This is a genomic window from Gelidimonas denitrificans (assembly GCF_055694065.1).
The window spans coordinates 712,573-727,806 of the sequence record NZ_CM146350.1 but is presented as its reverse complement, the minus strand read 5'-3'; the positions used below and the strand labels follow the sequence as shown (position 1 = coordinate 727,806).

Annotated in this window: 13 protein-coding genes; all 13 read right to left on the bottom strand. The window is 57.1% G+C overall.

From position 1 onward, the window contains the following. Positions 1-134: 134 nt before the first annotated feature. Positions 135-1,925, bottom strand: coding sequence for an acyl-CoA dehydrogenase C-terminal domain-containing protein (locus tag FKCLFG_RS03390; RefSeq protein ID WP_472614824.1), 1,791 nt, complete (start codon positions 1,923-1,925; stop codon positions 135-137). Between the two features lie 38 nt (positions 1,926-1,963). Beyond that, on the bottom strand, positions 1,964-2,596 hold the full coding sequence (locus FKCLFG_RS03385; protein ID WP_472614823.1) for a TetR/AcrR family transcriptional regulator: 633 nt from the start codon (positions 2,594-2,596) through the stop codon (positions 1,964-1,966). 290 nt (positions 2,597-2,886) lie between these two features. Further along, a complete protein-coding gene (locus FKCLFG_RS03380; protein ID WP_472614822.1) occupies positions 2,887-3,264 on the bottom strand; it encodes an RNA-binding S4 domain-containing protein in 378 nt (125 codons plus the stop codon). Continuing rightward, positions 3,257-6,493 (bottom strand): EAL domain-containing protein, encoded by a 3,237-nt coding sequence (locus tag FKCLFG_RS03375; RefSeq protein WP_472614821.1) that lies wholly within the window; start codon positions 6,491-6,493, stop codon positions 3,257-3,259. Before FKCLFG_RS03375 ends, FKCLFG_RS03380 begins: the two co-directional genes overlap by 8 nt. Then, positions 6,493-7,368 (bottom strand): phosphate/phosphite/phosphonate ABC transporter substrate-binding protein, encoded by an 876-nt coding sequence (locus tag FKCLFG_RS03370; RefSeq protein ID WP_472614820.1) that lies wholly within the window; start codon positions 7,366-7,368, stop codon positions 6,493-6,495. Before FKCLFG_RS03370 ends, FKCLFG_RS03375 begins: the two co-directional genes overlap by 1 nt. 151 nt (positions 7,369-7,519) lie before the next feature. Continuing rightward, complete coding sequence (clsB, locus tag FKCLFG_RS03365; RefSeq protein ID WP_472614819.1) at positions 7,520-8,683, bottom strand: cardiolipin synthase ClsB; 1,164 nt, start codon at positions 8,681-8,683, stop codon at positions 7,520-7,522. Between the two features lie 9 nt (positions 8,684-8,692). Next, positions 8,693-9,484 carry an endonuclease/exonuclease/phosphatase family protein gene (locus tag FKCLFG_RS03360; RefSeq protein WP_472614818.1) on the bottom strand — a complete coding sequence of 264 codons (792 nt, stop codon included), beginning with the start codon at positions 9,482-9,484 and terminating at the stop codon, positions 8,693-8,695. Positions 9,485-9,670: 186 nt separating this feature from the next. After that, positions 9,671-10,147 carry a dihydroneopterin triphosphate diphosphatase gene (nudB, locus tag FKCLFG_RS03355; protein ID WP_472614817.1) on the bottom strand — a complete coding sequence of 159 codons (477 nt, stop codon included), beginning with the start codon at positions 10,145-10,147 and terminating at the stop codon, positions 9,671-9,673. A 69-nt stretch (positions 10,148-10,216) separates the two neighbouring features. After that, positions 10,217-12,016 (bottom strand): aspartate--tRNA ligase, encoded by a 1,800-nt coding sequence (gene aspS / locus FKCLFG_RS03350; RefSeq protein ID WP_472615782.1) that lies wholly within the window; start codon positions 12,014-12,016, stop codon positions 10,217-10,219. Positions 12,017-12,096: 80 nt separating this feature from the next. After that, positions 12,097-12,720 (bottom strand): DUF502 domain-containing protein, encoded by a 624-nt coding sequence (locus FKCLFG_RS03345; RefSeq protein WP_472614816.1) that lies wholly within the window; start codon positions 12,718-12,720, stop codon positions 12,097-12,099. A 243-nt stretch (positions 12,721-12,963) separates the two neighbouring features. Beyond that, positions 12,964-13,323: an FmdB family zinc ribbon protein gene (locus FKCLFG_RS03340; protein ID WP_472614815.1), complete on the bottom strand. Its 360-nt coding sequence runs from the start codon at positions 13,321-13,323 to the stop codon at positions 12,964-12,966. Between the two features lie 163 nt (positions 13,324-13,486). Further along, positions 13,487-14,455, bottom strand: coding sequence for an MBL fold metallo-hydrolase (locus FKCLFG_RS03335; RefSeq protein ID WP_472614814.1), 969 nt, complete (start codon positions 14,453-14,455; stop codon positions 13,487-13,489). A 74-nt stretch (positions 14,456-14,529) separates the two neighbouring features. Continuing rightward, positions 14,530-15,138 carry a methyltransferase gene (locus FKCLFG_RS03330; protein WP_472614813.1) on the bottom strand — a complete coding sequence of 203 codons (609 nt, stop codon included), beginning with the start codon at positions 15,136-15,138 and terminating at the stop codon, positions 14,530-14,532. Positions 15,139-15,234: the final 96 nt, after the last annotated feature.

Below are 15,234 nucleotides of genomic sequence, written 5' to 3'. Positions count from 1 at the left end.
TCTCAAATACAGCTATTTTCAGCACCGCATACCCCGCCGCTTATATTGATTATTGACGGGAGTATGCGAATAAATGCCGCAATTACCGCATATTTTTATTGCGGAATAAAAAAATACACTAAACAGTATGTGGTTTAGAACAAATCTGCGTCGAGCGCCATCAGGCTGGCCGAACCAGAGCGCGCCTGACGGATCAGCATCGCGGTTTCCGGTAGCAGGCGGGCGAAATAGAAGCGCGCGGTGGCCAGTTTGGCAGTGTAAAAAGTATCGCCGGAGTCCTGTTTTTCCAGTGCGACCTTGGCCATTTGCGCGAAGAAGTACGCATACACCAGATGCCCGACTACGCGCAGATACGGTACCGCGGCAGCCCCGACCTCGTCCGGATTCTGCAGCGCCTTCATGCCGATTTCCATCGTCAGTTTGGTCACTTTGCTGCCGATATCGGCCAGCGGGGTGATGAATTCGGACAGCGCTTCGTCGGTGCCGTTTTCTTCCACGAAAGCTTGAATCTGCGCGCCGAATTTGCGCAATTTGGCGCCGTTGTCCATCAGGATCTTGCGGCCCAGCAAATCCAGCGACTGGATCGTGTTGGTGCCTTCGTAAATCATGTTGATGCGGGCGTCGCGCACATACTGTTCCATGCCCCACTCGGCGATGAAACCGTGGCCGCCGTACACCTGCATGCACTCGGAAGTTGCAATCCAGGCGTTGTCGGTGATGAAGGCTTTCACGACTGGCGTCAGCAACGCGACCTGGTCGGCGGCTTCCTTGCGCACATCTGCATCCGGATGATTCAGTTCGCGGTCGATCTGCAGCGCGACATACGAACAGAAAGCGCGGCCGCCTTCGGCATACGCTTTGGCGGTCAGCAGCATGCGCCGCACGTCGGCATGCACGATGATCGGGTCGGCTGGCTTGTCCGGCGCTTTCACGCCCGACAGGCTGCGCATCTGAATCCGGTCTTTGGCGTATACCACGGCGTTCTGGTAAGCCACTTCGGTCAGGCCCAGGCCCTGCATGCCCACGCCCAGACGCGCCGCATTCATGAACACGAACATCGCATTCAAGCCTTTGTGCGGTTCGCCGATGAGCCAACCGGTGGCGCCGTCCAGGTTCATCTGGCAAGTCGAGTTGCCGTGGATGCCCATTTTTTCTTCGATCGCGCCGCAGGTAATCGGGTTGCGCGCGCCCAGCGTGCCGTCGGCGTTCGGCAGGAACTTCGGCACCAGGAACAGCGAAATGCCTTTCGAGCCTTCCGGTGCGCCTGGCAGACGCGCCAGCACCAGATGCAGGATGTTCGGCGCCACGTCATGTTCGCCGGCCGAGATGAAAATTTTGCTGCCGCTGATCGTGTAGGAGCCGTCCGCTTGCGGCTCCGCCTTCGAGCGCAACATGCCCAGATCGGTGCCGCAATGCGACTCGGTCAGGCACATGGTGCCGGTCCATTCGCCGGAGATCAGCTTCGGCAGGTACAGCGCTTTTTGCTCCGGCGTGCCGTGTTCGTGCAGACATTCATACGCGCCGTGCGACAGGCCGGGGTACATGGTCCAGGCCTGGTTGGCCGAATTCATCATCTCGTAGAACGAATTGTTGAGCACCAGCGGCAAGCCCTGGCCGCCGTATTCCGGGTCGCATGACAATGCCGGCCAGCCGGCAGCGATATATTGCTGGTACGCTTCTTTGTAGCCCTTTGGCGTGGTCACGCTGTGCGCCGCCTTGTCGTGATGACAGCCTTCGCGGTCACCGGAGTGGTTTAACGGGAACAATACTTCTGAGGTGAACTTGCCGCCCTCTTCCAGTACCTGATTGATGATATCGGCATCGATATCAGCATGTTTCGGCATTTGCTTCAGTGCATCTTCAACATGCAGCAATTCATGTAGCACGAATTGCATATCACGCAAGGGAGCGACGTATTGACCCATTATTTTCTCCTCACAACATTTAAATTAAACCGCCAACTTTATGTGGCGGTGGGTTTACTATTTCTGCCAATAGCATCCGGGGCAGGCATGCGATAGCTTTCAATCAAGCGTTCAAAACCGATTTGTGCCCGCTCCACACTGCCAGGCACCTGCAAGAACCGGGCATCATGATGCAAGGCAAGAATCAACCCGTAAATCTCGAAGACCATTTGCTGCGGATTGGTCTCAATGCGTAAATGGCCCATTTCGACCGCTTGCTGTGCGCAACGCAGCAAGGCTTCCTGCCAGGCGCGCACCATGCCGACTAAGGCATCGCGAATCTGGCCCGGACGGTCATCGTATTCGGCAGCACCGCTGATGTAGATGCAGCCGGAGGCGATCTCAACCGTCACGCGTTTGACCCAGCGCGCAAACATTTCTTCCAGCCGCGGCAATCCACGTGGCGCTTTCGTACTTGGATAAAACACTTCCTGCTCGAAATGGCTGTGATACAGCTTCAGCACTTCGATTTGCAAATCTTCGCGTGAGCCGAAATGCGCAAACACGCCGGATTTACTCATGTGCATCTTTTCTGCAAGCAAGCCGATCGTCAGACCTTCCAAGCCATTCCGGCTAGCAAGATTGAGTGCCACATCGAGAATGGCGGCGCGGGTAAGCTCGCCTTTTCTCATGGATTTTAATGGCGTATTAATAATGTTCAAAGGTATCCAAATGGTGTTTAATCGATTTGCAGAAGTCTGGCACAAATCAAATAGGAACGGCCGTTCTATTTTATGCTGCACGCTACAAATGTCAAACCGGAAGTTTAGAGCTGGCGTTCTATTTGGTGATGCGGGGGATTATTGGTGGGTTACGTCAGGTTAGCGAGTGCGTAATCCGACATTCACGCCCGCAAATGTCGGGGCAGTTTTGTAGGTTCAGCGATGAAGCCGCTCATCCAACCTACACAATTGCGTGCGTCTTATGTGCTGGATTTATCCAGCAGCCGCCGGTCGCGCTTGGTGGGGCGGCCCTTGATCTCGCTGGTAGGTTCATGGAACAGGCGCCGCTGTTCGGTCTCGTTCTGGCGTTTCAAACTACTTCGGGGGGTTTCTGCATACAGCAGCTGCGCTTGCGGGGCGGAACCGCGCAGGTCCGACAAGCCGACCACCTCGACTTCCCATTCGGTCGCGCCATTATTGATGGTCAGGATGTCGCCGGGCTTGAGGTTGCGCGCCGGTTTGACGCGCTCATCGTTGCAGCGCACCTTGCCGTTATCGACCGCATCCGTGGCGAGTGAACGGGTCTTGAAAAAGCGCGCCGCCCACAGCCATTTATCGATACGCACATGGTCAGACATCATCACTCCCATTGTGCATTCCAGAGCGCTGCTTGGCCACTGCCTGCTGCAAGCTTGCCAATTGCAGCAGCATCTCTTCCTGCATCAGCAGCAAACCCGGCTCCAATGCCTTGGCTGCTGCAAATTGGCCGGCGCTATTCAAACCCACAATTTCCGGCCCGATATCGTGCATCCTGACATGCAGCGCTTCCAGCGCGGAAAATTCCGGCAAATGGCCGTAATGCGTACTGCCATGCCCGTCATACCATAGGCCAAAACGGCAACAATGATGGTCATTGATCTGCGAAAAACTCAATGCACATTGGCCTTCACTCGAATCCATCACTTGCCTGACCCATTTTTGATGATCATATTGCGCCACCAGCAGCGGAAAATCCTTGTCATCCAATTTGCTATCGGCCCATTCAGCCCACAGTGGCGCAGGACGGTATTGCCGTGACCAGGCCACCACTTGCGCTGCCGGCATCGGACGGGCAATGCCGTAACCTTGCGCAAGATCGCACCCCAGCTGCATCAGCAACGCCCCATGCTCATCAGTTTCCACCCCTTCCGCAATGACGGTGCGATTAAATACCGCTGCCAGGCTGATGACCGCCTTGACCAGCGCCAAATCCGCCTGATCATCGAGCATGCCACGCACAAAGCTTTGATCGATTTTCAACACATCGGCGGGCAAGCGTTTGAGGTAGGTCAACGATGAATAGCCGGTGCCAAAATCATCCAGCGCGAAAGTCACGCCCAGCGCATGGCAGGCTGTAATCAGATTGCGCACGTAAATGATATCGCCCAGCGCGGCCGACTCCAGAATCTCCAGCTCCAGCAGGCGGGGCGATACCGCGGGATGGTCGGCCAGGATGTCTTTGAGTCGCGCCAGGAAATCAGGACGTTCACAATGACGTGCAGCAATATTGACGCTGACAACCCAGCTCGCCCCCATCTCCGCCCACAACGCCATTTGCCGCAGGGCTTCGTGCAGCACCCACTCGCCGATATCGACGATCAGGTCGGTTTGCTCGACCAGGGGCAGGAAATCCAGCGGCCCGACCACGCCTCTTTCAGGATGGTGCCAGCGCAATAGCGCCTCCATCCCGACCACCTGTCCACGTCGCATATCGACCTTGGGCTGATAATACAAACGCAACTCGCCCTGCAATAGCGCCCGACGAATACGATCCAGCTGATGCTGCTGGCTTTGCGCCTGATGATCCTGATTAGTGTCAAACAGATGATAGCGACTGCGCCCGGCCTGCTTGGCCTGATACATGGCCTGATCGGCATGCCGCAGCAGGGTATCCGAATCGACATCGTCGTGCGAATATACCGCCACGCCGATGCTGGCCGTAACCTGGACCTGCTGACCATCGAGCAGATAAGGCTCGGCCACTTTCGCCAGAATCCGGCTCATCGCCAGCCCGATTTCATTGGTATCGTTCAAGCCGCTGAGTAGCAGGACGAACTCATCTCCGCCCAGACGGGCCACGGTATCCTCGCCTCTGAGCGCAGATGACAAGCGGCCGGCCAGCTCTATGAGCAAATGATCGCCCAACTCATGGCCGTAATAATCATTGATCGGCTTGAACCCATCCAAATCAAGCAGGCAAACCACCAGCAGCTGTTGGTGGCGCTGCGCACCGGCGATGGCCTGCCGGAAGCGATCTGCCAGCAAGACCCGATTGGGCAGTTTGGTCAACGCGTCATGACTGGCCTGCCAGGTGATCTGACTGAGCAAATGGCGCTTCTCGCTGACATCGCGAAACACCAGCACGCAGCCGAATAGCGTGCCCCCGGGATTGCGGATGGGAGCTGCCGAACATTCGATCGAACACTCTTTGCCCTCCTTGCCCAGCAATATCAAGTTGGTAAGCGCCGTACGGGGTTCTCCCGACGTGACAGACGAGATGAAATCCTTGGCAGGCTGTCGGGTCGTTTCATCCAACACCTTGAAAACCGCCTCCAGCGGATGCCCTTGCACCGCATCGAAAGTATTCCCGGTCAGCTGCTGCGCCACGCCGTTAAGCATCCCCACCCGGCCCTCCAGGTCGATGGTGATCACCGCGTCGCCAATCGACGCAAGCGTCACCTCGACCCACTCCTTTTCCGCTTGCAGTGCGATTTGCGCCTGTTTGCGCTCGGTAATATCGACAATCGCACCGATCAAACCGGCCACGCTGCCGTCAACATTGGTGTAGGTGGCCTTGCAATAAATGACATCATGCAAGGCGCCATGCGCCAGAATAACGATTTCGTAGGTCTGCCGGCCCGGGTGGCGCAATAACTCGGCATCCATTCCGGTGTGATAAGAGAGAAACTCCGGCGCACTGGAAAATACCTGCTGCGCAGTGCGGCCGACAATCTGGTCGGCAGAAAATCCGTACAAATTTTCCCAAGCCGTATTTACACCGAGGCACAGCCCCTCGGTATCCTTGAAATAGATGGGGATTGGCAACGCCGCCAGCAACTGCTGGTTGAAATGCAGTTGCTGGCTTTGCGTGCTGTGACTTTCTTTCAATGACTGCAGCAAGGCTTCCAGTTCGGCGGCCATGTCATTGAAAGCGCTGGCCACCGCGCGGGTCTCGGTGCCGCCACTGGCCGGCACACGCACGCTGTAATTGCCTGACTTGAATCTCTTGACCGCATCAAAAAGTTGCCTGAGCGCAGCAAGATTGCCGCGCAGGATCAGATTCACCAGTACGAATAGCGCCAAGCTCAATACACTGAAAAGCTTGCCCCAATCCAGAAATCGGCGCCATACCTTGTTGATGACCGGGACCGGCGTGATCCGTAAGCGTAAGACACCGTAGTGCTCGCCGCCGAGCATGACCGGCCCCGCCGCTTCTAACGCAGGGATCGAAAGCAGGCCCACAAACCAGGCTGGCGCAACCAGCCCGACTCTGTCATCCGGATCCATCACTTGCAGCAGATTCAATTGGTACTGCCACTGCACCCATTCAAGATCAGCACGCTCACTGACTTGCAATTGCAGCAACTGCCTGATCGCACTGATGTCTTCAATCACTACTAGCTCGGCCAAGGTCGGCGCCAGGTAGCGTTGTATTTCGTGCAATTCCTCCCGGTAGCTTATCTGCGCATCGGATTTTGCATCCGATAGCAGCCAGTATCCCTGGACCACAGTCACCGACAGGATCAGCAAGAAAATGGGCAGCGACAAACGCGCATACAGCCCGGTATTGCGCCATGCCTGCACTATTTTTTCAATCAGATACGTCACTATTTCCCTACCTTGGTAGTCCGGTAAAACCGGCGATAATTTTCATAATCCGCTTTGTCTGCGACGATGAATTCCCGCAATTGCCGACTCTTGAGAAGATCGGCTGCCGCCTGCAGAATCTGCCGTCCCTCGGTATCTGCTCCCATTCCCAGCAACGCTTTCTGTACCCGTTTAACTTTATCCAAGGAAACACGAGGATGCGCCATCACTGGCAGATCGAGATACGGCTCGGAACTGTACAGCACGCGATACTTGAATCTCTCGCGCTGCGCATAATTCTCCATCACCTGACTATTCACCCCGGCAGCGGCCACCTTGCCCAGCGCCAGACGCGCCATACTCGACTCCTGATTACCGGTAAACAAGGGATTGACCCGCACACCAGTCCGCAGCAAGCCAGCCATTGGCAGCGAGTAACCGGCAAACGCACCAACCGAGGAGAAAGCGACTTCCTTGCCCTGCAAATCGCGCAGTGTCTTCATCGGTGAATGGTCCGGCACCACGATCTGACCACGAATCCCCGGCGTATTGAAGCGGGCGATGATCTGATAACCGAGTTGGTTGCGTTCCGGCGTGAAGAGATGGTTGGTGTACACAAAGTCAAACTCGCCGCGCAGCGTCATCTGCGTGGTTTCCTGAGCAGTCTTGCCCATCTTCAAACGTAATGGCACGCCGCTTCTGGCGCTGACATAGCGCAAAATCGGATTCCACAATTCTGCGGTCAGAGTGATGGAGCGTTGATTCAGCACACCGAAATAAGTGTAGGCGGGTGCCGAGGCGGTCTCGGCAGCTTCGGTGGCGCAGACCTGAAACGCAACGCATTCCAGCCCGAAAAAAATCAATGCAACACGCGCCAGAAAAATTGGCCGGACCATGACATCCCCTAAAAAACTACATGCATATCCATAGCAATTGCTCCCAACATTCTATTGGGTAAAATTTACATCAAGCAATTATTTTGACAAAATCAGTCACTCCCGGGTTTAAATCGCGCCTGAAGGCGCTCCTGCCAAAACCGCAACGCCATCAGGAATAACTACCCAGGGTAACGATGCGCATCACACCCCGATACACCAGATACGTGAAGCCGTACCAGACCCGCTTGTACCACGGAATACTGGTGAAATCCTCCAGCTGGATCATCACGCCAGCGGCAATGCCATCCTCGATATGACGCCGCAGCGTGCCGGCAAATGCGGCATCCTTCACCACCACATTCGCCTCCTGATTGATGAACAGGCTCAGGCCGTCGCAATTGCTGGAGCCGACCGTGGCCCAATCGTCATCCACTACCGCGACCTTGCCGTGCAGTTGGGTCTTGCGGTATTCGACCACCTTGACGCCGCTTTTCAGCAGTTTCGGATAGAACGCATGCGCCACTGAATCCTGCAACCGGAACTGTCCGACTCCGATCAGCAACGTCACCTCCACCCCGCGCGCTGCGGCAGCCGCCAGCGCCCGGCGGAACTTGTGGCCCGGGGCAAAATAGGGATTGGCCAGCAATGCGCTCTTGCGCGCGCCGCCCAGCGCCTGCAGGTAAGCGCGCTGGATGGTGCGGCGATTGCGCAGATTGTCGCGCACCACCAGCCCGGCCAGCGCCGGCTGGTTCGATCGCGTCGGCCGCTTGGTGCGCAATTCCTGAAACAGTTCCAGCCGCGCTATCAGCGGCATCTTGCCCAAGCGCGCCCACTGCGCCCGCGCCTCGTCATAAATCACGTCCACCAGCGGGCCGCGCACCTGCACGGCAAAGTCCCAGCGCGGCGCAGGCAGCCGCACCGATGCATCGCTGTCGTCCTGCAAGTCGTTATTGATATTGAGGCCACCGACGAACGCGCAGTCCCGATCCACCACGCAGATCTTGCGGTGCGAACGCGCCACGCCGCGACGAAACCAGGGATTGAAGATGCGATGATGCACGCCGGCTGCCCGCAGTTCGGCGTCGAGCAAGCCAGTAAAGACGCGCCCGGTGCCGTGCCAGTCGCTGATCACGTTGACCGCCACGCCGCGCGCCGCCGCCCGCTTGAGCGCCTCCCTGACGGCCTGGCCGGTGATGTCGTCGGCAAAAATATAGGTTTCCAGGTACACCTCGGACACCGCAGCATCCATCGCCGCAATCAGGGCCGGGAAGAATTCAGTGCCGCAATACAGCAACGTGACGGAGTTTTGAGAAGTGAAGTTGACTTGTCGCATGGGCCGCGACTAGCAAAGACGCAGCGTCGCGATAATCGGGGCATGGTCCGACAGCCCGGCCCACAGCGCGCCGTGCAGCACCTCGGCCGACTCGATCGTAAAACCGCGCACATAAATCCGGTCCAGCCGCAACATCGGCAAGGCGGCAGGAAAAGTGCGCGCCGGCATTGCCGTCGGCACGCGGCGGCTCTTGCGGTGCAAATAATCGCGCAGGCGCAATTTGGGCATGCCATCGTCGAATACTTCCGTCACGCCCAGGCGCGACTGCAGCGCCGCGCTCAGGCGATTGCCCCAGTCGTTGAAATCGCCGGCAATGATAATCGGCGCGCCTGGCGTTGCGGAGGCCTCGATAGTTTCGATCAAGCCCTCGGTCTGGCGTCGCCGCCCAGCCGCAAACAGTCCCAGATGGATCACATAGCAATGCACCTCGACGGCTGGCGTGCGCACCACGCAATGCAGAATCCCGCGTTGCTCGAATGCATGGTCAGAGATATCCCGGTTGCTCGACGAAGCTATCTCGAACTGACTCAGCAGCGCATTGCCGTGATGGCCGTGGCTATACACCGCATTCATCCCATATGCCGAATGGCGCGAGGCGCCAGCCAGAAAGGCAGCCTGCGCCTGGCTTGGCCACAGCGGATAGCGCGCCGCATGCAAATCATGCCGTCCCTGCACTTCCTGCAGAAACACCAAATCTGCATCGAGTGCATCGATAGCCTTCTTCATCGCCAGAATGCGCGGATGGCTGCCAAAGGAAGACATGCCCTTGTGGATGTTATAAGTTGCGATGCTTAGTTTCATGTGAATATTCTACCGTCTGCCGATCAGATTACAACCACTACATGCGCCCGGCACCGCCTCTATGAGAAATAATAAATATGGGAGTATGGTTAATAATCATGCCTTTGCCGCAATAAAACAATGCGGTATAAAAAAATACATTTATCAGTATGCTACTTTGTCGAAAACCGCGCTAGCCACATGCAATCAGCCCAGATGCGCCGGCAACTGCAGAATCGCCTCCGCATTGGAAGGTGAGAAACACTGATCCGCCGCTTCGCGATAAGGCAGCCAGCGATGCCGGACATGCTCGCGCGGCGCCAGCACAATCGGGATCGAGCGCGGCACCAGAAGGCCAAACACATGTTCGGTATTCTGCGTCACCCCGGGCGCATAACGATGACGCCAGATTGGATAAATCTCATAGATATTCGATAGCTGCCAGTCGCGCAGATGATGCAACGGCACCGCAGAGCCGCTCGGCTGCGCACAATCCGCAACCAGAATTCCGGTCTCTTCCGCCACTTCGCGCGCAGCAGTCAGTGCGAAGGGCTCCTCCGGAAAATCCTTCGATCCGGTCACCGACTGCCAATAGCCAGCATGGTCGGCGCGCTCTATCAGCAGCACATCGAGATTGGCGGCATAGATCACAACCAGCACGGATTCGGGGATTTTAGGAGTCATCTCAATATTAAGTCGAAAAAAAGGCGCGAAAATCCGCGCCTTTTGATTATGCCCCGAAACCGTCTGGCATCAAGCCTTCACCACCGGTTCCACATTGCGCAAACGGATATGCAATTCCTGCAATTGCTTCTCGTCCACTACCGACGGCGCTTGCGTCAGCAGGCACTGGGCGCGCTGGGTTTTAGGGAAGGCGATGACGTCGCGAATCGAGTCGGAACCGGTCATCATCGTCACCAGGCGATCCAGGCCAAAAGCCAGGCCGCCGTGCGGTGGCGCGCCGTATTGCAGCGCGTCGAGCAGGAAGCCGAACTTGAGCTGCGCTTCCTCGGCATCGATATTCAACGCGCGGAACACCTTGCTCTGCACGTCGGCGCGGTGGATACGGATCGAACCGCCGCCCAGTTCCCAGCCGTTCAAGACCATGTCGTAAGCCTTGGCGATGCACTTGCCGGGATCGGTTTCCAGGTAATCTTCGTGGCCGTCTTTCGGCGCAGTGAACGGATGGTGGCAAGCGTTCCAGCGCTGACCATCTTCATCGAATTCGAACATCGGGAAATCCACCACCCACAGCGGACGCCATGCATCGTCAAACAAATCGTGGCTCTTGCCGAAATCGGAATGGCCGATCTTCACGCGCAACGCGCCGATTGCATCATTGACGACTTTGGTCTTGTCGGCCCCGAAGAAAATCAGATCGCCGTCTTGTGCGCCGGTTTGCAGGATGATTTGCGCCAGTGCGGCGTCATGCAGGTTCTTGACGATCGGCGATTGCAAGCCTTCGCGGCCCAAGGCGATTTCATTGACCTTGATGTAAGCCAGCCCCTTGGCGCCGTAGATCGCGACGAACTGGGTGTAAGCGTCGATCTCGGAACGCGGCATCGCCGCTCCGCCTGGCACCCGCAAGCCGACCACACGACCGCCTTCCATGTTGGCCGCGCCACTGAATACCTTGAAATCGACATCTTTCATGACGGCGGTCAGGTCGGTGAATTCCAGCTTGACGCGCATATCCGGCTTGTCGGAGCCGTACACGCCCATCGCGGTGGCGTAATCCATCACCGGGAATGGGTTGGGCAGTTCGACGCTCAGACAGTTCTTGAACACCAGGCGGATCATGTCTTCGAACATGTCGCGGATTTCCTGCTCGTTCAAAAATGAAGTTTCGCAATCGATCTGGGTGAATTCAGGCTGGCGGTCGGCGCGCAAGTCTTCATCGCGGAAGCATTTGGTAATCTGATAATAACGGTCGAAGTTGGCCACCATCAGCAATTGCTTGAACAATTGCGGCGATTGCGGCAGCGCGAAGAATGCGCCGGCATTCACACGTGACGGCACCAGATAATCGCGCGCGCCTTCTGGCGTGGATTTGGTCAGCATCGGGGTTTCGATATCGATGAAGCCGAGTTCATCGAGGAACTTGCGCACTTCCATCGTCACCTTGTAGCGCAGACGCAAATTGTTTTGCATTTGCGGGCGGCGCAAATCCAGCACCCGGTGCGTCAGGCGCGTGGTTTCCGACAGATTATCGTCATCAAGCTGGAACGGCGGCGTAACCGATGGATTGAGCACTTCCAAGGTCTCGCACACTACTTCGATCTTGCCGGATTTCAGATTGTTGTTGATGGTGCCGTCCGGGCGGTGGCGCACGGTGCCGATGGCGCGCAGGCAGAATTCATTGCGCACTTGTTCGGCCGCCTTGAATACCTCGGCTTGCTCCGGATTGCAGACGATCTGCACCAAGCCCTCACGGTCGCGCAGGTCGATGAAAATGACGCCGCCGTGATCGCGGCGACGATGCACCCAGCCGCACAGGCTGACGGTTTGGCCGAGCAGTGCCTCAGTGGTGAGGCCGCAGTAGTTGGTTCGCATGGAGGACATTGTCTTACCCTGTCTATATCAAAATTCAGTGTTCGGTTGTTCGGTGGATCGCGGTGAGTTGCGGTGAGTCGTTATGGCGCAGTTTTTTTGGGGCGTGGCGCAGCGGTATTTTCCGGCGCCACCACGCCCATCGAGACAATATAGCGCAGCGCTGCATCGACGCTCATGTTCAGCTCGATCACATCTGCCCTGGGCATCATCAGAAAAAAGCCTGAAGTCGGATTTGGCGTGGTCGGTACGTAGACGCTGACGTAATCGCCCAGCAAATGGTTTTTGACATCGCCGCCCGGGGTGCCTGTCATGAAGGCGATAGTCCACGAGCCTTCACGCGGATATTGCACCAGCAAGGCCTTGCGAAAGGCATTGCCGTTCGGCGAAAAGAGCGTGTCGGAAACCTGTTTGACGCCGGAATAAATCGAATTGACCACCGGAATGCGCCTGAGCACACCCTCCCAGGCGACCACCACATAGTTGCCAATGAAGTTCTGCGCCAGCAAGCCGACCAGGAAGATCGACAGCAATGTGAGAATCGTCCCCAGCCCAGGCAAGTTGAAACCAAACAGCGTCTTCGGTTGCCAGCGCTCCGGCAACAGCAGCAAGGATTGATCCATGGTGCCGATAATCAGGCTCAACACCCACAAGGTAATGACCAGCGGCACCAGAACCAGCAAACCCGTGATGAAATATTTGCGCATGGCTTTCTTTATTGCCAACCATCAAGGCTGGCAGCAGGTATTTCAGTTAAACGCGAAAGTCGCGTAGCGACTCACTTCGCTCCTCTCTCCCGCGAGCGGGAGAGAGGAGCTGGGGGGTGAAGCAGGTGTTTCGGATGGCATGCCATCCGCCTGCGTAACGGTCTCCGCTTGCAAGCGGAGACGCGCACTGCAAGTGAGGGAATCCGGTTCCAATACTATTCATTCCGGATCTATAGATGGCGATTATTTCTCGGCAGAAACACTTGCTTTGCTGCCGGCAGAGACGCCGGACGACGCCGCTGTCGCTGGCGCTGCAGCTGCTGTCGTTGCCGTTGTTGCAGCGCTGCTGTCAGACGACGCGCCGACAGTAGAAGTTTCACCGCCCCCGTTGGCGCTAGCGTTAGTATTGGCGCCGCCAGAACCGCCGCGAAAATCGGTCGCATACCAACCCGACCCCTTCAACTGAAAAGCGGCAGCAGTGACTTGCTTTTTAAAGCTGGATTTGCCGCAAGAAGGGCATTCGGTCAACTGCGCATCAGACATTTTTTGCAGCACATCTTTGGCAAAGCCACAGACTTCGCAGCGGTAAGCATAGATTGGCATGGTAATCCCGGAAAAATCATCCAAAACCCGGCATTATAAAGGTTTTCGCCGGCACTATCACCGCGCTGGCAGGGGCGCGTCAAAATCGCCCGGAAGGCAGTCGGCAATCCGGCAGAGATTGAAAAGCATGACTTTCAGATCAGGAAGGCTGCACTGGTTGGTATCAACGCAGCACATCCTTCTCACGTAAAACCTGCAAAACGTTTGCTGGGGCCAATGCGGCGTAACCCGCCAGGCGCTTGAACGCAGTAAGTTTTTTCGACTTTTCAGTCTGAGAAATAATTTCGGCTTTGGTTGCGCCACGCTGCACCGCTTGGTCGATTTCGGCTTGCAATGTTACGAGATAGGCGCGGGTGTCGGCGTCCAGGCGCGTCAGCTCGACGAGCGCGCCGCGGCCAGGAACAATCTGACGCGGGCGCAAGCCGGCAAGGCTATCGTAAGCAGCGATCCAGCTGGCGATGCGGCTGTCGGGAGTAAGCGTGAGCAAGACGTCGGATTGCATGATGGCGCCAGCGAACGCGATTTCCTGTCGCGGCAGCCAGACCGCGATGTTGCCGGGACTTTGAGATGGACCGAAATACGACAATTGCAGCAGGCTGTCGCTGAAGCGGACCTCTTCCATGTCGCTAGAAAAACCGCGTGGTAGGGCGATTTCGGTACCGTAAGCCTTTTCCTGCAGCAAAGCCTGCATCGCCTTGAGTTGATCGGCACCGCGCATCTCCATCAGTTTGCGGGCTTCCTCATGGGCGATCAGGGGCACACCGAGTTTTTTGAAGTAGCTGTTGCCGAGCCAGCGCGCCGGGTCGGAGCCTGTGTTGATAACGTATCTGATCGGGTAGCTGCTGATTTTCTCGATTGCCCGATGCAGCATCTGGGCTACGCGATACGAGGGACCGCTGTCGATGACGACCACCCCGGCCGAGGTGGCGACAAAGCCGAGGTTGACCGTCAGCGCATCGTTGCCGTAACTGGCCGGCTTGAGGTCGCCATACACGACATACACGCCGGGAGCGACCCGCACCGGCTCCAATTGCAGATCCGCCGCAGCACCCAGCGTGCAGCAGCACGCCATGACAATCCCAAGCAAGCCGCGCAACGACATAATGGATTTGTTTTTTGTCATTCTCAACATGGGATCAGGTTCCAAAAAATCGTGTGCCGAGTGTAACGTATCCCCGAAGCCGGCAAATCTCACGCCAGCCACCGTCACGCCAGTCGCCGCCACACCTGCCAGCGCTCACGGCCGGCGAAAGCTGCAATCGAATCGATCACCGGCCTATCGTCGATGCGCTCGAAATAAGGTTGGAGCAAGGCATCCAGCTGTGCAGCGGCGATACCGAATGGCGGGCCTTTGGGCGCGTCGTCGAAGTAAAAAAAGCCGGCCAGCAATCCGCCGGGCGGCAGCAAAGCGGCCCAGCGGGCGGCGATTGCGGCACGCATGCGCGGCGGCAGCGCGCACAGAAATGCCCGTTCGTAAATAATGTCAGGCAGTTTTTGGGGTGTGAAGGTAAAGAAATCCGCCTGCTCCACCCGCGCCGCCCACTGACCCAACAGCGCGCGTGCAGCGTCAACCGCCGCCGCAGAGAAATCGATGGCAGTCACGTCCCAACCGGCCTCGGACAAATAAGCAACCTCGTAAGCGCTGCCACAACCGGGAATCAGCACCACCGCATTAGGTGACACTTGCGCCGCTTGCGCAACGAAATCGCGCAAAGCGGCCGGCACGCCGCCCTTGTCCCACGGCATGAAATTGCGGTCGAAGCGCTCGTTCCAGAACGCCTGGTCGGTCGGATCGCGGCTCTCGAAGGTCGTCATGGAGTGGTCTTTTTGGGGAGAATGGGATTCAGGGCAAAAGCGAAACGCGCTTCTATTTTTTTATACTACTGGACGTATTTTAACAATCCGCTTTGT